Origin of the sequence: Devosia neptuniae, assembly GCF_025452235.1 — a bacterium.
In the GTDB taxonomy this organism is placed as follows: Bacteria; Pseudomonadota; Alphaproteobacteria; order Rhizobiales; family Devosiaceae; genus Devosia.
This window is the reverse complement of record NZ_CP104965.1, coordinates 3537890-3558126: the sequence shown is the minus strand read 5'-3', so window position 1 is coordinate 3558126 and position 20237 is coordinate 3537890. Positions and strand designations below refer to the sequence as shown.

18 protein-coding genes and 1 pseudogene are annotated in these 20237 nt (G+C 62.6%); 10 read left to right on the top strand and 9 right to left on the bottom strand.

The window, feature by feature from the left end; genetic code table 11:
- Nucleotides 1–183, top strand: a complete 183-nt coding sequence (locus N8A98_RS20220; RefSeq protein ID WP_262168031.1) for a DUF4169 family protein — start codon at nucleotides 1–3, stop codon at nucleotides 181–183.
- Nucleotides 184–187: 4 nt separating this feature from the next.
- Here N8A98_RS20220 and N8A98_RS20215 read toward each other — a convergent pair whose 3' ends face one another.
- Nucleotides 188–1195 (bottom strand): serine hydrolase domain-containing protein, encoded by a 1008-nt coding sequence (locus tag N8A98_RS20215; RefSeq protein ID WP_262172086.1) that lies wholly within the window; start codon nucleotides 1193–1195, stop codon nucleotides 188–190.
- A 279-nt stretch (nucleotides 1196–1474) separates the two neighbouring features.
- Here N8A98_RS20215 and N8A98_RS20210 point away from each other — a divergent pair, with 279 nt between their 5' ends.
- The 9 genes from N8A98_RS20210 to N8A98_RS20170 all read left to right on the top strand — a co-directional run bounded on the left by N8A98_RS20210 (nucleotide 1475) and on the right by N8A98_RS20170 (nucleotide 12497).
- Entirely contained in the window at nucleotides 1475–2521 is a 1047-nt protein-coding gene (locus tag N8A98_RS20210) for a LacI family DNA-binding transcriptional regulator (protein ID WP_262168029.1), read from the top strand.
- A 12-nt stretch (nucleotides 2522–2533) separates the two neighbouring features.
- Entirely contained in the window at nucleotides 2534–3529 is a 996-nt protein-coding gene (locus N8A98_RS20205) for an ABC transporter permease (RefSeq protein ID WP_262168028.1), read from the top strand.
- Nucleotides 3529–4428, top strand: a complete 900-nt coding sequence (locus tag N8A98_RS20200) for a carbohydrate ABC transporter permease (RefSeq protein WP_262168026.1) — start codon at nucleotides 3529–3531, stop codon at nucleotides 4426–4428. Before N8A98_RS20205 ends, N8A98_RS20200 begins: the two co-directional genes overlap by 1 nt.
- Nucleotides 4429–4544: 116 nt before the next feature.
- On the top strand, nucleotides 4545–5951 hold the full coding sequence (locus N8A98_RS20195; RefSeq protein WP_262168024.1) for an extracellular solute-binding protein: 1407 nt from the start codon (nucleotides 4545–4547) through the stop codon (nucleotides 5949–5951).
- 93 nt (nucleotides 5952–6044) lie between these two features.
- The gene (locus N8A98_RS20190; protein WP_262168023.1) at nucleotides 6045–7208 is read left to right on the top strand and encodes an ADP-ribosylglycohydrolase family protein; all 1164 of its coding nucleotides are present in this window, start codon (nucleotides 6045–6047) and stop codon (nucleotides 7206–7208) included.
- 12 nt (nucleotides 7209–7220) lie between these two features.
- Nucleotides 7221–9320, top strand: coding sequence for an ADP-ribosylglycohydrolase family protein (locus N8A98_RS20185; protein ID WP_262168021.1), 2100 nt, complete (start codon nucleotides 7221–7223; stop codon nucleotides 9318–9320).
- An 89-nt stretch (nucleotides 9321–9409) separates the two neighbouring features.
- Nucleotides 9410–10468, top strand: a complete 1059-nt coding sequence (locus N8A98_RS20180) for an ABC transporter ATP-binding protein (RefSeq protein WP_262168020.1) — start codon at nucleotides 9410–9412, stop codon at nucleotides 10466–10468.
- A complete protein-coding gene (locus N8A98_RS20175) occupies nucleotides 10468–11679 on the top strand; it encodes a CaiB/BaiF CoA transferase family protein (RefSeq protein WP_262168018.1) in 1212 nt (403 codons plus the stop codon). Before N8A98_RS20180 ends, N8A98_RS20175 begins: the two co-directional genes overlap by 1 nt.
- Nucleotides 11676–12497 (top strand): HpcH/HpaI aldolase/citrate lyase family protein, encoded by an 822-nt coding sequence (locus N8A98_RS20170; RefSeq protein ID WP_262168017.1) that lies wholly within the window; start codon nucleotides 11676–11678, stop codon nucleotides 12495–12497. Before N8A98_RS20175 ends, N8A98_RS20170 begins: the two co-directional genes overlap by 4 nt.
- A gap of 323 nt (nucleotides 12498–12820) precedes the next feature.
- On the opposite strand, the gene N8A98_RS20165 is transcribed toward N8A98_RS20170, so the two are convergent.
- The 8 genes and pseudogenes from N8A98_RS20165 to N8A98_RS20135 form a co-directional block, all read right to left on the bottom strand.
- A complete protein-coding gene (locus N8A98_RS20165) occupies nucleotides 12821–13612 on the bottom strand; it encodes a DUF1684 domain-containing protein (RefSeq protein ID WP_262168016.1) in 792 nt (263 codons plus the stop codon).
- Between the two features lie 14 nt (nucleotides 13613–13626).
- Nucleotides 13627–14373 carry an ABC transporter ATP-binding protein gene (locus N8A98_RS20160; protein WP_262168015.1) on the bottom strand — a complete coding sequence of 249 codons (747 nt, stop codon included), beginning with the start codon at nucleotides 14371–14373 and terminating at the stop codon, nucleotides 13627–13629.
- The gene (locus tag N8A98_RS20155) at nucleotides 14370–15179 is read right to left on the bottom strand and encodes an ATP-binding cassette domain-containing protein (protein ID WP_262168014.1); all 810 of its coding nucleotides are present in this window, start codon (nucleotides 15177–15179) and stop codon (nucleotides 14370–14372) included. Before N8A98_RS20155 ends, N8A98_RS20160 begins: the two co-directional genes overlap by 4 nt.
- The gene (locus N8A98_RS20150) at nucleotides 15176–16024 is read right to left on the bottom strand and encodes an ABC transporter permease (RefSeq protein WP_262168013.1); all 849 of its coding nucleotides are present in this window, start codon (nucleotides 16022–16024) and stop codon (nucleotides 15176–15178) included. Before N8A98_RS20150 ends, N8A98_RS20155 begins: the two co-directional genes overlap by 4 nt.
- Nucleotides 16021–17022, bottom strand: a complete 1002-nt coding sequence (locus N8A98_RS20145; RefSeq protein ID WP_262168011.1) for an ABC transporter permease — start codon at nucleotides 17020–17022, stop codon at nucleotides 16021–16023. Before N8A98_RS20145 ends, N8A98_RS20150 begins: the two co-directional genes overlap by 4 nt.
- 180 nt (nucleotides 17023–17202) lie before the next feature.
- On the bottom strand, nucleotides 17203–18696 hold the full coding sequence (locus tag N8A98_RS20140) for an ABC transporter substrate-binding protein (protein WP_262168009.1): 1494 nt from the start codon (nucleotides 18694–18696) through the stop codon (nucleotides 17203–17205).
- A gap of 210 nt (nucleotides 18697–18906) precedes the next feature.
- Nucleotides 18907–19152 (bottom strand): helix-turn-helix domain-containing protein, encoded by a 246-nt coding sequence (locus tag N8A98_RS23305; RefSeq protein WP_315974558.1) that lies wholly within the window; start codon nucleotides 19150–19152, stop codon nucleotides 18907–18909.
- 42 nt (nucleotides 19153–19194) lie between these two features.
- Nucleotides 19195–20237 (bottom strand): annotated as a pseudogene (locus N8A98_RS20135) (sigma-54-dependent transcriptional regulator); the annotation flags it as partial.

The following is a 20237-nucleotide window of genomic DNA, read 5'->3' as shown; positions in this document are numbered from 1 at the left end:
ATGGCTGAGATTATTTCGCTGTCCAAGGCGCGTAAGGCGAAGGCTCGGGCTGACAAAGAGGCGCTGGCGGTGGAGAATCGCGTCAAGTTTGGGCGGACCAAGGCCGAGAAGACCTTGGCCGAGGCCGAGAAGGCGCTGGTGGACAAGCGGACCAATGCCCATAAGCGGGGCGAGGACGAGTAGGGGCCTATTCCGCATCACTTATGGTGGCGATGATTTCGGCCAGCAGGTTGTGCAGATCGTCGCGGTGGCCGGTATTGGCGGCCCCGGTGGTTTCGTCCGAGGTCATTACGACGGTCAGGTCCAGCGCAGGCACGATGTAGAGCATCTGGCCGCCAAAACCCCAGGCAAAGCGGGTATCTTCACCACCGATATTGCGCAAGAACCAGCCATAGCCGTAGCTGTCGCCAGTGCGGATGGACCGCGTGTGTGGAGACCAGGATTGGTCAATCCAGGCTTGCGAGATGACGCTTGTGCCATCGGGGGCGAGGCCGCCATTGCGGTAGAGCTCGCCAAAGGCCAGCAGTGAGCGTGGGGTCATGGCCATCTGGTTGCCGCCCAGATAAATGCCTTGTGGGTCCCGGTCCCAGCTGGCGATGGCGAAGCTGGGGACCGCGCCGAGCCATTCGCGGGCATTGGCCAGGGTGGAGCGGCCGGTTTGCTGGGTGAGGATGGCTGACAGCAGGTGGCTGGAGCCGGTGGAATAGAGCATGCCGGCGCCCGGATCATCGACGAAGGGGCGGGCTAGGGCGGCGCGAACCCAGTTATCGCTGGCGACCCAGCGGCCGTAATTGACGCCCGAGGTGGGCTCCAGGCCAGCGCGCATGGTCAGCAGGTCGCCGATGGTGATGTCCTCGATGCGCGGATCGGCATTGGAGGGCAGGTCATCGCGCAGGATTGGCGCGATCTTCTGGTCGGTGCTTTCGAGAATGCCCTTCTCGATGGCGACGCCGATCAGGGCGGAAATGATTGTTTTTGAAGCCGATTTTATGTTGGTCGGGGCGTCGAGGCTATGGCCGTCATAGCCGCGCTCGGCGATGATTTCGCCGTTCTGCGAGACGATCACGGTTTCCAGTGGCCCCAGCCGTTCGGCATCCTCCAGCACCTCAGTCAGCGTGCGCGAGGGCGCTGCGTCCTGCGCGAAGGCGGGTGCGGCGAGGAGCATTGAGGAGGCGAGGAGGAGGCTGCGGAACATCATCGGCAATCCTTGGATGATGGGTGCGACGAAATCATGGGTTTGAGTGAAATTTCCAGGAATTTTGTTGTGATCGGAGGTGGGAAGCTGCCCGCGAGTCCGGTGTTCTGCAATCTGCCAACCAGTGGGCGTGGTTTTGCACATGCGGTAAGGTTTTGATTTTTATCGCGTTTTGGCTGCAAGCTAATGCGGCCGCACAAAGTTATTGACTTGATTTGGATTCGCGGTAACGTTCCCATCAATGGAAATGGCCAGCAGAAGCCGTTTTGGGATGGGTTTATGAATAGCAGCCGCAATCGTCGGCCGACCATCATTGATGTGGCAGAACGCGCTGGCGTGTCCAAGAGCACGGCGGCGCGCGCGCTTGCCGGTTCGGGCAATATCAATGACGAGACGCGCGAGCGGGTTTTGCGCGCGGCGGCGGCGACGGGCTATGAGCGCAACCACCTGGCGGTGGGCATGCGATCGGGACGCTCGGGCATGCTTGGGCTGGTCATTCCCGATATCACCAACCCGTTCTGGGGTGAGGTAGCGCGCGGCGCGCAGGACCGGGCGGCGGAGAGTGGCGCGTCGCTGCTGGTGTTCTCGTCGGACTGGGATGCGGCCAAGGAAGCCACCCATATTGGTACGCTGCGGCGGGCGCGGGTGGATGGCGCGATCATCAATCCGGTGGCCGATAATTTCGACGATCATCATCGTTTTGGGCTGCCATTCGTGTTCATCGGATCGAGCGCCGAACGGTTTGCCGACATATCGAGCGTCGGTTCGGATATCACCCAGGCTGTGAGGCTTGGGATGGATCATCTTGTTTCAAAAGGACATTCTGCGCCAAGCTTTATCGTCGGACCCAAGTCGAGACTGGCGCGGGCGCGGTTCTTGCGGGCGGTGCATGAGCATTGCGTGGAACGCGATATCGACCCCGGCATATTGGCCATGGAAGATGGCGAATACACGGTCGAGGGCGGGCGCGAGGCAATGCGGCGACTGCTGGAGCGGCCGCATGTCGGGCATGTCTGTGTATTTGCTGCCAATGACATGATGGCGCTGGGCGCCATGATGGCGGTGCGCGAGGCGGGGCTGAATTGCCCGGCAGATGTATCGATCATTGGTTTTGACGGCATTCCGTCGGGCGAATTTGCCTGGCCGGGGCTGACCACGATTGCCAAGCCGGGCCGCGAAATCGGCGTGCGGGCAGTGGAACAGCTCTTCGACGAAATCGAACACCGGCCCGAACATGGCCGGATCTATATGCCGTGCCGGCTGATAGAGCGAGGCTCACTCGCCGATCTGTCGGTGCCAGCCCCCAAGCGCGTTGCTGCGGGGTAGGGAGGACTGAGGATGGTTGTGAAGCCAGGGCTGCGCCGCGTTACGGCGCCTGACATTGGGAACGTTCCCGCGCACGCAGAGGCCGAATCTGCTAACGGACTGTTAGCATCGACGGGCGGTTTCGGCGCGAAGGTGCGGCAATGGTGGCCCTATTACGCCATGATGGCGCCGGGCATCATTTTCTTCATCCTGTTTCACTATCTGCCGATCTGGGAAGCCAAGATCGCGTTCGAGCAGGTGCGGATCATCCCGCCCAATATCTGGGTGGGGCTGAAGCATTTCCAGGTGCTGTTCACCTCGCCAGTGTTCTGGCAGGTGTTGGTCAACACGCTGATCATTTCCGGCATGAAAATGCTGTTCGTCTTTCCGGTGCCGATCGTGGTGGCGCTGATGCTGAATGAAGTGCGGAGCGGATCGCTGCGCAAATTCATCCAGTCGGCAGTGTATCTGCCGCACTTCTTGAGCTGGGTGGTGATCGCCGGCGTGTTCATCGCGGCCTTGTCACCGAGCGATGGCGTGGTCAACGACATTACCGGCTTCTTTGGCGGGCAGCCGAAATCCTACATGACCGATACCGGCGCGATCCGCTGGGTACTGGTGTTCTCGGAAATGTGGCGCTCGGCGGGGTGGGACAGCCTGCTCTATCTGGCAGCGATCATCGCCATCGACCAGGCGCTGTATGACGCGGCGGAAATGGACGGGGCCAATCGCTGGCAGAAAATCCTCTATGTGACCATTCCGGGGATCGTGCCGACCATTGCCACGCTGTTCATCCTCAATGCCGGCATGTTCCTCAGTGCCGACCTCAACCAGGTGATCAACTTCTCCAACGACGTGGTGCGCAGCCAGATCGATATCGTTGACACCTACGTCTACCGCATCGGCTTGCAGACCGGGGAATACTCGCTGGCGACGGCGGCGGGCCTGTTCAAGGCCGTGCTGGGCATGTTGCTGATCCTGCTGGCGCATCTGTTTTCCAAACGACTGACCGGCAAGGGAGTCTGGTGATGGCCGCCAATAATCGCCGCACCCCGCTCGAGCGCGTGGAATATGCGATCATCGTTTCGACGCTGCTGCTGCTGGTGGTGGTGACGGTACAGCCGCTGCTGAACCTGCTGGCGGTGTCGCTATCGGACCCGGCCAAGCTACCGGGGATGAGCGGCATGGAAGTGCTGCCGCGTGGACTGTCGTTCGATGTATGGACGCTATTGATCAACCACCCCAATGTGCGGGCAGGGCTGCTGAATTCGATCCTGATCACCGGGGCGGGCACGCTGCTCAACATCATCTTCACGGCGCTGATGGCCTGGGGGCTATCGCGGCCGGGCCTGCCGGGGCGGCGGATATTGTTCATCATGGTGCTGGTCACCATCGTGTTCGACCCCGGCATTATCCCGGATTATTTCGTCAACAAGCGGCTGGGGCTGCTGGACAGCTATTGGTCGGTGATCTTCTTCAAGCTGGTCAATGCCTGGTATCTGATCATCCTGATCCGGTTCTTCGAAGAAATTCCGCAGGAATTGCTCGATGCAGCCGAGCTGGACGGCTCCAACGCGTTCCAGACCTTTTGGTATGTGGTGCTGCCGCTGGCCAAGCCGGCGCTGGCGACGATCACCCTGTTCTACATCGTGTTCCACTGGAACGAGTTTTTCCGGGCGATGATCTACATCACTGATCAGGGCAAGTGGCCGCTGCAGGTGGTGCTCCGGCAATTCGTGATCGGCGGGGACAAGCTGGCCATTGTCGGGGTGGACGCGGCGAACAACTACACGGGCGCCAGCCAGATCGACCTGCGGGCGCTCAAGGCCGGGATGATCATCCTGACCATTGTGCCGATCCTGGTGATCTACCCGCTGATTCTAAAGTTCTTCACCAAGGGGACGATGTCGGGGGCGTTGAAGGGATGAGGCCACCGGTATTTCCACTCTCCGCGATGACACGGTGGGTGGGGAATTTTCGAGACACAACCAAAATCCCGCGCAAGCGGCTGAGTGGCTACCAAAAACACTAGGAGGAGACTGCAATGCTTATGAGGAAACTGTTGCTGGCGACGAGTGCGCTGGCATTTGCCATTGCGCCGGCATTTGCCGAGCCGGTGGTGATAAGGATGGTCAGCAAGGATCTGGTGAGTACCAATCCACCCGATGTGAAGCATATCGAGCGGATCGAGGCAGCGATGGCGGCCAAGGGGACCGAGATCGATATCCAGATCGTTGACCTGCCCAGCTCCGGCTATGCCGATGCGCTCAGCGTCATGCTGCTGTCGGGTGATATTCCAGACCTGATCTATTTCCAGGGTGGCGACGCCAAGATGGTGGAGCAGGGGATTCTGGAAGATCTGACGCCCTGGATCGAGAAATCGCCGAACCTGAAGGCGGCGCTGTACCCCCACAACGTGGAGCGGTTGGCCAATTATCCGTACCTGCTTTACGTCTATCCGCCGCGCATGCCGCAGCCGGTGATCCGCAAGGATTGGCTGGAAAAGTCAGGCCTGCCGGCGCCGCAGACGGTTGAGGATTATGTCGCCCTGTTCACCGCCATCAAGGATGGTGATTTCGACGGCGACGGGGTGGCCAATACCTATGGCGTGACCACGGCCGACAATACCAATGAGCTGGATTCCATCTTCAACCAGGCCTTCGGGGTGACCGGGAGTTGGATGAAGAATGAGGCTGGCGAGTGGGTCAATTCCCGCATTACCAGCCAGGAGAAGGACAAGATCGCCTTCTATGCCTCGTTGCGCGAGAAGGGCCTGTTTGACCCCGAATACATCACGTCCAAATTCGATGTGAAGGAAGACAAGTTCTATACCGGCAAGGCCGGTGTGATCTTCGGCTCGTCCGCGGAAGTCATCGACATTTATGGCGGCAAGATGCGCCAGGTGCATCCAGGCACTGAACTGGTGCTGCTGGCGCCGCCCAAGGGGCCGGCCGGGCAGGGCAATCAGGCCATCGACGTATCCAAGGAAGCGCGCGGCTTTGCCATGTCCTCGCTCTCCGAGCACAAGGACACGGTGATGGCGCTGCTCGATTTCATGGCGAGCCCGGAAGGCCAATTGCTCGACCGCCTCGGTTTTGAAGGCGAGGAATATACCAAGTCGGGCGACACCTACACGATGACCGACAAGATCAGCACCTGGTATGCGCGGTTCTTTGCAGCCGCCAATTGGACGCCGCCGACCCCCTGGATGAGCGAAGCCGCACAAGCCTCGCTCAAGCAGGTGTCGGACAATTTCAAGCCGGACAATGCGTTTGTGTTCCCGGCTGATTATGCGGCGGACCTCGATGCTACCGAAAGCGTCTATCGCGCCTGGGTCTACAAGTTCATCTCCGGTGAAGCCGGAATGGACCAGTGGGATGCCTATGTCGCGGAATGGGAAGCGGCGGGCGGGAGCCGGCTGAATGAGTATGCGCGGACTGTGTTGAAGTAGGCATCTGAGTAACGACAGGGGCCTCACCCTCCATCCCTCTCCTCCCATGGAGGATAGAGGGTGGGGCGACTGTCAGAAGTGAAAGTTGAATACATGCCAAATTCCCTTCGCGGCCGGGTCCGCGCCATGTTGCACGGCATTGCCCTGGGCGATGCGCTCGGCGCGCCGGTGGAGAAGCTGTCGGCGGCCGATATCAGGGCGCGTTATGGCCGGGTGACCTCGCTCAAGACGCGCTGGCACAAGATGGATATGGCGCCCGAGGCGCGCAATAACCGGGTGCGCGGGGACGGCATTGTCACCGACGACACGCTGATGACGCTGGCGCTGATGGACATTTACGCCGATGTGCGCCGGCATCTGGACGCCTGGGACATGGCGGACGGCATGGTGCGCGAGATCGCCTGGAAGCCGCGCTGGGTGCCTGAATTGCAGCGCGAGGCGATGTTGATCGACCGGCTGTTTTACCCCGAAAAGTGGATTTTCCAGCGACATCAGCTGAGTTCGTGCGACCCGCGGCAGGGCGGGATCGGGAACATGGTCAATTGCGGGGCGGCTATGTATATCGCGCCGATTGGCGTGACTAATGCGGCGGACCCCAAGGCGGCCTATGACGAGGCGATCGCCTTTGCTTCGGGACACCAGGAGAGTTTTGGGCTGGAAGCGGCCGGGGTGATGGCGGCGGCGGTGGCGGCGGCTTTTGTGCCTAATACCAGCATTGACGCCATTGTCGACGCGGCGATTGGCGTGGCCAAGGACGGGACACGCAACGCCATTGTGGAGATTGCCGCGATTGCGCGCGAGTTGCGCGGCACCGGCGCGAGCCATGCGGCGGTATGCGACGCGTTCCATGCGGCTATCGCCAAATATTCGCCCATGGGGGACGATGTGAACCACAGCCCCGAGCGGGTGGGGCGGCTGACCGACGCCTATCGGCCCAGCCGGCTCAATGCGATCGAGGAGCTGCCGCTGGCGCTGGGCTTTTGCCTGCTCAATGACGGGGCGTTCCGGGTGTCGATCGAAGACGGGATCAATTCGGGGCGGGATACGGATTCAATCGGCGTCATGGCCGGGGCGATCCTGGGCGCGCTGCATGGCGAAAGCGTCATTCTCGCTGAAGACCGGGCGCTGCTCGATAGCGCCAATCGGCTCGACCTGACCGCATCGGCCGATGCTTTTACCGAAACGGCCAAGACCATTCTCACGGCCGATCACCAAGCCGCCGAAGCGCGCCAGCGCGCTCGCCTTACTCTTGTTTGAAAGACTTTTCTGATGCTCTCCGAAATCCAAATTCTTGAAAAAATCTATGCCGGCTTTATCGGCAAGGCCATTGGCGTGCGCCTGGGCGCCCCGGTGGAGCCGACCATCTGGAGCTATGAGCGCATCCAGAAGACCTATGGCGAGGTGACGCAATATCTGCGCGATTTCAAGAACTTCGCGGCGGATGATGACACCAATGGTCCGGTCTATTTCATTCGGGCGCTGCGCGATTATGGGCTGAACGCGACCGCGGCCGATGTCGGCAAGACCTGGCTGAACTATGCCGCCGAAGAGCATGGCATGTATTGGTGGGGCGGGTTTGGCGTTTCGACCGAGCACACGGCTTATCGGAACCTGCGAGCGGGCATTCCGGCGCCGCAATCGGGCTCGATTGCGCAGAACGGGACGACTGTGGCCGAGCAGATCGGCGGGCAGATTTTCATCGATAGCTGGGGCTGGGTGAATCCGGGCAATCCGCAGAAGGCGGCGGATATGTCGGCCATGGCGGCATCGGTGGCCCATGATGGCGACGGGCTCAATGGCGCGCGGTTCTGCGCGGCGGCGATTGCGGCGGCGTTTGAGGCGAAGTCGATTGACGAGATTATCGCCACGGCGATGGGGACGATCGACGCAAGCTCGACCTATGCGCGGGTTTGCCAGGCGGTGATCGACTTCTACGGGGCCAATCCCGATGATTGGCGCGCTTGCCGCGACATGCTGACGGCCGAGTGGGGCTATGACCGCTATCCGGGCGTTTGCCACATCATTCCCAATGCGGGTGTGACCATCATGTCGATCCTTTATGGCAAGGGCGAACTGCCGCGCACGGTCGAGATTGCGACCATGGCGGGCTGGGATACGGACTGTAATGCGGGCAATGCGGGCGCGATCGTCGGCACGTTCGAGGGGCTGCAGCCGGGCTGGGACAAGTATCGCAAGCCGATCAATGATTTCCTGGTGGCGTCGGGCATTGTCGGCTCGATCAACATTGTCGATATCCCGAGCTTTGCGCGGGAATTGACGGTGCTGGCGCTGCAATTGGCGGGGCGTGATGTGCCGGCGCTGTGGCTGGAAGACATGACGCGGCGTGGGGTGCGGTTCGATTTCGATCTGCCGGGAGCGACACATGGTTTCCGCACCGAGGGGTTCAACCAGATCACGCTCAAGGGCGGAACGGAGCGGCATACCGAGGGGGCGCGCGGGTCGCTGGAAATCCAGCTCGACCGACTGGAGCGCGGGCAGGGCGGCCGGGTATTCTGGAAGCCATTCTACCGCCGGGCCGATTTTGACGATGAGCGTTATCGCCCGATGTTCTCGCCGGTGCTCGATGCCGGGCAGACGGTGAGCTTCAAGGTGTGGCTCGATCCGTGGAATGGCGACGGCAATCTGCGGATTGCGCCCTATATCCGCCGGACGATGAGCGGGGCCATCGAGGAGACGGGGGCTTGGCATGTGCCATCGGCCGAGGGCTGGCAGGAGATCAGCTTTGTGGTGCCGGAAGGCGATGAGGCAATCGACGAGGTGGGTATTTCCATCGAATATTTCGGGCGGCTGAAGTTCCTGGGGCGGCTGTTCCTGGCCGATTTCCAGATCGGTGGAGCGGGCAAGACGGTGATCGAGCCGGCGCGGGAAGTGCAGGAGCTGGGCTCCATCACGCGCTTTACCTGGAACCGGGGGCACTGGAGCAAGTCGGGTGACCGCATTCAGGGGCATACGGCGACGGACGCCGATCTGTGGACCGGGCATTACTATGCGCGGGACCTGAGCGTGACGGCCGATGTGCAGCGACTGTCGGGTATCTCGCAGCTGGTGACGGCGCGGGTGCAGGGCACGGGGCGGTTCTATGCGGCCGGGTTCGAGGGCGATGAGGTGGTGATCCTCAAGGAGGATTTCGGCAGCACCGTGCTGGCGCGAGCGCCGTTCAAGGTCGAAACCGGCAAGAGCTATTCGTTTGAGTTTACGCTCAAGGGTGACCGGCTAAGCTTTGCTGTCGATGGCAAGGTGCTGATCGAAGCAGCGGACGCAAGCTACGCCTACGGCATGACGGGCATTCGACTGGCTTCAGCCGGGCGGATTGGCGTTGGCCGGATTGAGATTGTCGAGACGGCGTAAGCCGCAAGTGAAACAGAGGTTCCCGCTTTCGCGGGAATGACATGGTGGGGGTGGAGCGCCTCGTGCGTTCCCCCTCGGAGGAGACCAGAATGTCTGAGATCGAGCTCAAGCGCGTTGGAAAATCTTATGGGCAAGTTACTGTGCTCAATGACATTTCTCTTGAAATGGGCAATGGCGAATTTGTCGTGCTGGTCGGGCCCTCGGGGTGCGGGAAATCGACCTTGTTGCGCATGATTGCCGGGCTTGAGGACATTACCTCCGGGCAGATCACCATTGGCGGCAAGGTGGTGAACAATATGCCGGCCAAGGAACGGGACCTGGCCATGGTGTTCCAGAATTATGCGCTCTATCCGCATATGAAAGTGGCCGACAATATGAGCTTCGCGCTCAAGCTCGCCGGCACGCCCAAGGCTGAGATCAAGAAGCGGGTGGACGAGGCGGCGGAGATTTTGGGGCTGGAAAAGCTGATCAACCGGTTGCCGCGCGAACTGTCCGGCGGCCAGCGGCAGCGTGTCGCCATGGGGCGGGCCATCGTGCGCAATCCGCGGGCATTTTTGTTTGATGAGCCGCTGTCGAACCTCGACGCCAAGCTGCGCGTAAAGATGCGCGGCGAGATCAAGCGGCTGCATCAGCGATTGGGCAAGACCACGATTTATGTGACGCATGACCAGACCGAGGCCATGACCATGGCCGACAAAATTGTGGTGCTGAATGGCGGCAAGATCGAGCAGGCCGGGGCGCCGCTGGAGCTCTACAACAATCCGGTGAACCTGTTTGTGGCGAGCTTTATCGGCTCGCCCGAAATCAATCTGTTCGAGGCGGTTTACCAGGGCGGCACGGATGTAGCGCTGAAGAATGGCACGACGCTGCCATTGGGCACGGCGCTGGATGTGCCGGCGGGGACGCAGATCGTTTATGGCGTGCGGCCGCAGCATATTACGCTGGCGGATGTTGGCGTGCCGGCCAATGTGGTGGTGGTCGAGCCGACCGGGGATGCGCAGGAAGTGCTGGCGCGGATTGGGGATGAGGACATTTCCATTGTGGTGCGGGATCATGAGTTGTTGAGCCCGGATGAGAAGATCCACCTCCATATTGATCCGCCGCGGCTGTTGATTTTTGACAAGAACAGCGGATTGCGGCTGCGCTGATGCACGGTCCAAAGAAAACATTCGACCCCGCAGCCACCGGGCCACTTGATAGCATTCGCGTGCTCGATCTGTCGCGGTTGATGGCCGGCAACATGCTTAGCCTGCAGCTTGCCGACTTCGGCGCCGATGTCATCAAGATCGAGGGGCATGATGGCGATCCGCTGCGGGACTGGAAGGATGACGGGCATTCCCTGTTCTGGAAGACCTATGGGCGCAACAAGCGGTCGGTGGCGCTGAACCTGCGGCACGGGCCGGCCATGGCGGCGCTGTGGGCGCTGGTCAACGGGGCCGATGTGTTCATCGAGAATTATCGGCCGGGCACGCTTGAGGCGATGGGGCTGGCGCCCGAGGCGCTGCTTGAGCGTAATCCTGATCTGATCATTGTGCGGATTTCCGGCTTTGGGCAAACCGGGCCTTATGCCCAGTTGCCGGGCTTTGGCACGATTGTCGAGGCGATGAGCGGGTTTGCGGATCGGACGGGATTTCCCGATCGGGAGCCGGTGCTGCCGCCGCTGGCGCTGGCCGATATGATTGCGGGGATTTATGGCGCGTCGGCCACGACGATGGCGCTTTATGCGCGGCAACAGGGGCGGGCGCGGGGGCAGGTGATTGACCTGTCGCTGCTGGAGCCGATGTTTTCGGTGCTGGGGCCGGAAGCGGCCATTCATGCGGTGACCGGCAAGATCAAGCAGCGGGTGGGCAGTGCGTCCAATACGGCCTCGCCGCGCAATGTTTATCGCTGTGCCGATGGGAAATATCTGGCGCTGTCGGGCTCGACGCCGGCGGTGGCGCGGCGGATTTTCGAGATTATCGGGCGCGGCGACATGAATGACGATCCGCGCTTTGCCAGCAATTCGGACCGGGTGAAGAACCGCGCGCTGGTGGACGAAGCGATTGGCGGGTGGTTTGCTGGGCGGAACAGCGCCGAGGCGCTTGATATCATGCGCAAATCGGGGGCGACTGTGGGGCCGATCTTCAATATTGCCGATGCAATGGCGGACCCGCATTTTGATGAGCGCGAAATCATCGTCGATGTCGAGGATGCCGAATTCGGTACGCTGCCGATGCATAATATCGTGCCGCGCATGTCGGGCACGCCGGGCATTTGGCGGCGGCCGGCACCGGGGCTGGGCGAACATACGCGCGAGGTTTTGGCCCAGGCGGGGCTTGATGAAGGGCAGATCGCCGCGGCGATGGAGACGGGGGCATGATCCGCTCGCTGCTCTATGTGCCGGCGAGTTCGGAGCGGTTCATCGCCAAGGCGCATGAGCGCGGGGCCGATGCGGTCATTCTGGACCTCGAGGATGCGGTGATGGCGGCCGACAAGGCCGCTGCGCGGGCGCGGCTGGCTGAGGCGGTGCCGTCAGTGGGACGCAATGGGGCCAAGGTGTTCGTGCGGATCAATGCCGATCCGGCGCTGATGCTGGGGGACGCGGAAGCGGCGTGCCGGGCGGGGGCGTTTGGGTTATACGTGCCCAAGGTGGAGCACGCGGAGACGCTGCGCGAACTGGCGGCGCATTTGCATCCGCTGGAAGTAGCGTTGCGGCGAGAGGAGATGGTTTTTGTGCCATTGATTGAAAGCCCGGCGGCGGTGCTGGATGCGCGGGCGATTGCGCGGGCGCCGCGGGTGATGGCGCTGAGCACGGGTGGGGAGGATCTGGCGTTTTTGCTGGGCGCGCAGCCTGTGCCGGAGGTGCTGAAATTTCCCAAGCTGATGGTGCATTACGCGGCCAAGGCGGAGGGGCGACTGTCATTTGGGCTGCTACGGTCGACGGCGGATTATGCCGATACGCAGGCTTTGGCAGAGGCGGCGCGCGAGGCGCGGATGCATGGGTTTGACGGGGCGAGCTGCGTGCATCCGTCTGTGGTGGTGGTGCTCAATGCAGCGTTTGCGCCGAGTGCGGATGAGCTGGATTGGGCGCGACGGGTAATTGCGGCCGCGGCGCGCAATGAGGGCGCGTTTGTGGTGGATGGGAAGATGGTGGATGCGCCGGTGATTGCGCGGGCGCGGGGGATTTTGGGGGGGTAATTATCCCCAAATCTCACCACCCCACGATGTCATTCCCGCGAAAGCGGGAACCTTCGTTTTCTTCTTTTGCATCCCAAACAGAGGTTCCCGCTTTCGCGGGAATGACATCGTGGGTTGGCCACACATGCGTGTCGGCGCTGGGCGCAGAACCCCCACCCCCAACCCCTCCCCACAAGGGGGAGGGAGGTGGATTGGGGCACGACCTCGTGGTTCGACGGGCTCACAATGAGGTCTACTTTAAGATCGCGATGCTTCCAGTAGACCTCATCCTGATCCTTCGACAAGCTCAGGATGTCGAAGGACGCGGTCGTAGCTGGGTCTGCTTAGTGGCTGTCCTTCAGGCGCTTCTCGCCGGCCTCGATGCGGAAGGGCAAAACGTTTTCCGGCGGCGGCAAGGGGCAAACGGCGTGTTCGGTGAAGGCGCAGGGTGGGTTGATGGCTTTGTTGAAGTCGAGGACGATGGTTTTGTCGGTGACGTCTTCGCCGAAGAGGAAGCGCGAGGCGGGGTAGGTGGAGTCCTTCGACGTCGGGTCGCGCAGCACGAATTGCGGTGATTGCGGCGTGCCGTGGGTGGCGATCAGCTCGTAGGTCTGGCCGTCATGGGTGAAGACGGCCTTGTGGGTGGCTTCGATATCGGTGGGGATGGATTTGGTGGTGTCCACCGTCATGCCCTTGGGGGTGGCGAAAGGGACCCAATCGGCCACGATGCGCCATTCGGGCTGGGCCGGGAAATAATCGATGCCGGGGAAGCGGGCGGGCTCGGGCGAGGCGGTGTCGCGGACGCGCAGGGCGTTTTCGCCGTTGAGCGTGGTGATTTCGAGCAGCAACGAGCCGGCGGTGAAGCGCGGGGGATGGTGCTTGTCGAGCTTGATGGCTTGCGGAGCACCGCCATCGGCAGGGGTATAGGTGACCTTGCCGTCAGGAGCTTGCGTGATCGAGCCGACATGGGCGGGGCCGGCGGAGAGGACGATGTCGTTATCCGCGGCGGTGCCGACGGTGACTGTGCCCTCGGCGAGCCAGAAGCGGCCGATAATGTTGAGCCAGCCATCGGAAGCGGTGAGATTGGCGAGGCGCTTGGCCTTCCAGGCGTCAAGGGCGGCGAGATAATCGGACATGGCAAAAAATTCCTTCAGGCGGGCATGCGCGGCACGCTGCTGAGCAGCCGCTGCGTATATGGGTGTTGCGGATTGGCAAGAATAGAGGCGGTGGCGCCGGCTTCGACGATGCGGCCTTTTTCGAGAATGACGATTCTTTGGCAGAGGGCGGCGACGACGCCCAGATCGTGCGAGACGAAGACCAGCGTCATCTGCTCGCTGAGGCTTTTGAGCAGATCGACGATGCGGATGCGGGTGGACAGATCAAGCGCGCTGACCGCTTCGTCGGCCAGCAGCAGGCTGGGGCCGGCAACGATGGCGCGGGCGATGGCGATGCGCTGGCGCTGCCCGCCGGAGAATTCGTGTGGGTAACGGCCCAGGATCGTGCGTTCGAGGCCGACCGAGGCGATGGCGTCGGACACCATCTGGCGATGGTCGCCGGATATGCGAAGCGCACGTAGCGGCTCGGAGACGATGGAGAGCACATTCTGGCGCGGGTCGAGCGACGAATAGGGGTCTTGAAAGACCACCTGCACCTGGCGGCGATAGTCGCGCATGAAGCGGGGGCTGCGCGGATCGAGCGGGGCGCCGTTGAAGGTGATAGAGCCGCTGGAGGGGCGGGTGAGGCCGAGCAGCAGGCGGAGCAGGGTGGTTTTGCCTGAGCCGGATTCACCGACGAGGCCAATGCTGTCGCCGGGCTCGATGGTGAGGGAGACGCCGTCGAGCACGCGTTTGCTGGTGTTGTAGCCGAAGGTGACGTCCTGGACGCTGAGGAGACTCATGGTTGGGCTCCCAAGGCGGCGTCGAAGGCGTGAGCAGCGGCGACGAGGGTGGCGGTGTAATCGTGTTGGGGGCGGGCGAAGATTTCGGCAATGGGGCCGGTTTCGACGATGACGCCGCGGCGTAGGACCGCGACGCGATCGACAATGCCGGCAACGACTGGCAGATCGTGGCTGATGAAGAGCAGGGCCATGTTGCGTTGGCGGACCAGGCTATCGAGCAGGCGCAGGATTTCGGCCTGGGTGGTGACGTCGAGCGCGGTGGTCGGCTCGTCGGCAATCAGCAGATCGGGGCGGCAGGCGAGCGCCATGGCGATGGCGACGCGCTGGCGCTGGCCGCCGGAGATTTCGTGCGGATAGGCATGGGCAATACGCTGGGGATCGGGCAGGGCGACATCGGCCATGAGGTCGAGAATGGCTTGGTCTAGCGCCGTGCCGGAGAGCGGATTGCCGTCGCGGGCAGCGCGGCGCTGCAAGGGCTCGGCGATCTGGCGGCCGATGCGCATGAGGGGGTCGAGGGCGGTCAACGGCTCCTGAAAGACCACGGCGACGGCGGTGCCGCGCAGGTGATTGAGCTGGTGGTCGGGGGTGCCGATGATCTGCTGGCCGGCGAGGGTGATGGAGCCGGTGGCTTTGATGCTGGAGGGCAGCAGGCCGGTGGCGGCCATGGCGGTGAGGGATTTGCCGGAGCCGGATTCCCCAATGAGGCCCAGCCGTTCGCCGGGAGCGATGGTCAGGTTGAGGTTGCCGACCAGCGTGGTGGTGCTGGTTCTGAGGGTGAGGCCGGTGATGGCGAGGAGAGCGGTCATCGGGCGCGCCTTGTGGGGTCGATGCTGTCGCGCAGGCCATCGGCGAGGAGGTTGATGCCGATGACCAGCGAGACCAGTGCAATGCCGGGGGCGATGGCGCCGATGGGGGCGGTGTAGACCGTGCCCTGAGCTTCCTGCAGCAGGCGGCCCCAGGAGGCATTGGGCGGCGGGGCGCCGAGGCCGAGATAGGAGAGGGATGCTTCAGCAATGACGGCGAGGCCGAATTGCAGGGCGAAATTGACCGATAGGGTCGGCCAGATATTGGGCAGGATATGGCCGAAGACGATAGCGGGCCAGGAGGAGCCGGAGGTGCGGGCGGCGGTGATGTAATCCATCAGCAGCACGCGCTTGGCGAGAATGCGGGTGAGGCGGGCGACGATCGCCGAGAGCGCGATGCCGATGGCGATGATGGCGGAGGCCAGGTTCGCCGTGTCGCTGGCGGCGACCACCAGCATGGCGATGAGCAGGGTGGGGAATGCGATGAGGATATCGAGGGTGGCCGCGAGGGCGTCGTCGAGCAGTTTGCTGGCGAAGGCGGCGAGAATGCCCAGAGTGACGCCGATGAGCACGCCGATAGCGACGGCGCCGGTGCCCACGATGAGGGCGATGCGCGAGCCGATCATGATCTGGGTGAGGAAATCGCGGCCGAGGCGGTCGGTGCCGGCCCAATGCAGCCATGATGGGGCTTCGAGGCGTCCGCCGCTCATGCCGGTGGGGTCGTAGGGCGTCCAGACGAGGGTGAGCAGGCCGATGGCGATGTGGAGGCCCACGAGCGCCAGGCCCGCCCAGAGGGTGAGGGACCCGTAGCTGCGGCGCTTGGGCGTGGTGACGTCAAGCGTGGTCATGGTGTGCCGGCTCCACGGTCGCGCAGGCGCGGATCGATGAAGCGCTGCAGCAGGTCGGCGGCGAAGCCGATCAGCAGGACGAGGAGGGTGGAGATGAAGAGGACGCCTTGCACGTTTGGATAGTCGCGTTGCTGGATGGCGAGGAGGAGCATGGAGCCCAGGCCCGGGAGACTAAAGACGCGTTCGATGACGACGGCGCCGAGGAAGGTGCTGGCGAGTTCGATGCCCAGAATGGAGATGACCGGGACGGCGCCGTTGCGCAGGCCGTGGCGGATCAGCGCCTCGGGGAAGGACGAACCGAGGGCGCGGGCGGTGCGCAGGTAATCGCTGCCGAGCACGTCGAGCGTGGCGGCGCGGACATAGCGCAGGACCGAGGCCGCCATGACCAGGGCAATGGTGAGGACCGGCAGGATCATGGCCACGGCGGCTTCGCCGAAATTGGTCCAGCCGCGCAGCGGGAAGCCGCCCGAGGGCAAGAGGCGCAGGTTGATGGCGAAAAGCGTAACCAGCAGGATACCGACCCAGAAGACGGGGATGGCGATGCCGAGCTGAGAGACCACGGAAATCAGTCCGCCATACCAGCGATCGGAGCGGACGGCGGCGATGATGCCGAGGGGAATGGCGAGGGCCAGGGCCAGCAGGAAGCCGAGAAAGGTAAGCGGCAGGGTGACCGACATGCGGTCGCCGATTTCGCCGATGACGGAGGCGCGGCTGACGAAGGAGGTGCCGAGGTCAAAGCGGGCGAGATTGCCGATGAAGGAGACGAATTGGCTGTAAAGCGGCTGATCAGAGCCGACCTGGCTGCGGGCGGCAGCGATCTGCGCCTCAGTGGCGCCGACGCCGAGCAGGGCATTGGCCGGATCACCCGGCAGCAGGCGCAGCACGACGAACAGCACGACGGCCGCGATCAGCAGGGACGCGATGAGAATGACCGAGCGGCGCAGTGTGTAAGCGAGAATGGGGATGGCCTCCGAGTCAGTTGGGGCAGGGTAGCGCATTGGGGGAAGGTGGGCCACTGGGGGATGGCGGAGGGATCGAAGTACCCCCACCTAGCCTCCCCCTGATAGGGGGATGGATCTCTCCACTCTTGGGCGCGATAGAGTCCAACCACAAAACGGTTCCTCCCCCTATCAGGGGGAGGCTAGGTGGGGGTACTCCGATATCGGGGCTCTTGTAGCTTAGTTCGCCTTCTTGATCCCATAGGCGAAGAACTGCGAGTTCAGTCCATTGACCGGATAGCCGGTGACATTGGCTGCCGAAACCACAATCTGCGGATAGAGGTAGAGCCAGTTGCTGGCAGCGTCTTCAGCGATCAGCTTGTTGGCTTCGGTGAGCTTTTCCGTCTGCTCGTCGATGGAGCTGGCAGCTTCGGAATCGGCGATTAGCTTGACCACTTCGGGATTGTTGTAGCCCCAGTAGAAGTCGGGATTGCCGTAGAAGACGATGTCGCGGTGGTTGACGTGCTCCTGCAGCGTCGCCTCGAAATTGTGCTCCTGGTAGATCTTCGTGTACCACTCATTGGCGGTGATGATGTTGATGTTTACCGTCACGCCGACCTTGGCCAGCTCGGTCTGCAGGAACGGGGCGACCAGTGGGTGCGGATCGTAATCGGGGGTGTCGAGGGTGAAGGTGAAGCCGTCAGGATAGCCGGCCTCGGCCAGAAGGGCCTTGGCGCTGTCGGGGTCATAGGCATCGACGCCCGTGAGATCGACATACCAGGGATCGGTGGGGGGCACGAAGGAGCCGATCAGCGTGCCGTAATCACCCCAGATCGAGTTGAGCAGCTTGGCCTTGTCGACGGCGCGGGCCAGGGCCTTGCGCACCTTGACGTTGTCGAAGGGGGCGACGCGATCGTTATAAGCGAGCAGTTCCTTGGTGGTGGAGGCGCCTTCGGTGACGGTATAGGCCGGGTTGCCGGCGAATTGAGCCAGCGAATCCGGGCTCTGCACCGAGGTGATGACGTCGACGGCATTGGTCAGCAGCGCATTGTTGAGCGCGGTGGCATCGGTGAAATAGGTGTAGATCACTTCGCCATTGCTGGGTGCCGTGCCCCAATAGCCGTCGAAGCGGGCCAGCGCGAGAGCTGAACCGCGGCGCCATTCTTCCAGCGTATAGGGGCCGGTACCGTCTTCGGTGGCGGTGATATCAGCGGCCGCATCGTTGACGATCCAGACATAGCTCAGATTATAGGGCAGCGAGATCGAGCGGGCCGAGAGGGTGATCACCACGGTCTTGTCATCGGGGGTGTCGATGGCGGTGATGGTCGAGAGGCTCTTCTTGCGCGAGCTTTTCGAGGTTTCGGCGGTGACGCGCTCGATGGAGTATTTCACATCGGCAGCGGTGAGCGGATCGCCCGAATGGAAGGTGACGCCATCCTTGAGGGTGAAGGTGTAGGTCAGGCCATCGTCGCTGACGGTATAATCGGCGGCCAGGGCCGGCTCGACGCTGCCCTTGTCGGTGAGCTGGAACAGGGCTTCGTAGACATTGCCGTTGAAGGCTTCATTGATGCCCTGGCCGGCGCCGGCCGTGTTGTCGAGGTTCTGCGGTTCGTAGAGCGAGCCGATGCGGATAGTGGCATTGGCGTCAAAATCCTGGGCGAAGGCTGCCGGGGTGAGGGCCACGCTGGCGAGCAGGGTAGCGACCAGCAGAGTGCGGCGCGAAATGGGGGACATGGCTGGAAAGCTCCTTATGTGTCGGCCTGCCCTTGGGGTCAGCGCCATCTAGTAAAAGACATATCGCTTGAGGTTAGAAAACTCTACAAGATCAGTAGTCTATCCATGCTTGCTGCTCATTTGGATCGAAATGCCTTTCGGATAGTGGCGGCATTTTGGGAAAGCTATTCCAACACCGCGCCATTGGCGACGTAAACCGCTTCACTTGTCCTAGCGCCGCACCCCCAGCCGCGTCATCTTTTCGCTCAGCGTGCGGCGAGGAACGCCCAGCGCGTCGGCCGTGTCGGCGATAGAATTATCGTGCTTGCGCAGTTCGGCTTCGATGATGCTGCGCTCATATTGCGCCAGCCGGTCGGCAAGGTTGAGGCTCTCGTCCGGTGCGCCGGGCCTGACGCCGATGGCGCTCTGGATGGAATAATTGGCGCTGGAGAGGCCCAGGGCGAATTTGTCGGCCACGGTCTTCAGTTCACGTACATTGCCGGGCCAGGCATAGCGGGACAGCGCCTCGATATCGGCGGGATGAAGGGGCTGGGAGGGGCGGTTGAAGCGCTTCTGCGCCAGTTCCAGAAAATAGTGGAACAGCAACAGGGCATCTTCGCCACGCTGGCGCAGTGGGGGCACGGCGATGCTCGCGGTATTGAGGCGATAATGCAGATCGGCGCGGAAGCGGCCGGCTTCGGCTTCGTCGAGCAGATCGACCTTGGTGGCGGCGATGATGCGCAGATCGAGCGGAATCTGGCGGTTGGAGCCGACGCGTTCGACTGTGCGCTCCTGAATGACGCGCAGCACCTTGGCCTGGGCGAGCAGAGGCATGGATTCGATTTCGTCGAGCAATAGCGTGCCGCCATTGGCGAATTCGAACTTGCCGATGCGCGGTCCGGCGCTGCCGGTGAAGGCGCCGGCTTCGTGGCCGAAGAGTTCGCTTTCGATCAGCTCGGCGGGGATGGCGGCGCAATTGACGGCGACGAAGGGGGCGGCGGAGCGGGGGAGAAATCGTGCAGAGCGCGGGCGACGACTTCCTTGCCGGTGCCGGTTTCGCCCAGAATGATGACGTCGGTGTCGATGGCGGCGACGTCGAGAATGAGCTGCCGCAAATCCTCCATCACGGGGGAGGAGCCGATGAGGCGGTTGGACAATTCGGCGGCGCCGCCATCGAGCCGGCGGCGCAGATTGACCAGTTCGCGGCGGACACGGGCCTGTTCGGCGGCGCGCTCGATGACGCTGACGAGCTGTTCGGGCTCATAGGGCTTTTGCAGGAAATCGTAGGCGCCGTCACGGATCGCCTTGACGGCCATGGGCACGTCGCCATGGGCGGTGATCAGGATGACCGAGGTGGTGGGGTCCTTGTCGCGGATCTGGGCGAGCAGGTCGAGGCCCGAGACCGAGGGCATGCGCACATCGGAAATGACCACTTCGGGCTGGGCGTCGCCGAGGCGCGTCATGGCTTCGCGGGCGCTGCCGACAGTGGTGACGGCAAAGCCCGACAGATTGAGCCATTGATCGAGCGCGTTGCGGACAATGCCCTCGTCCTCGACGATCAT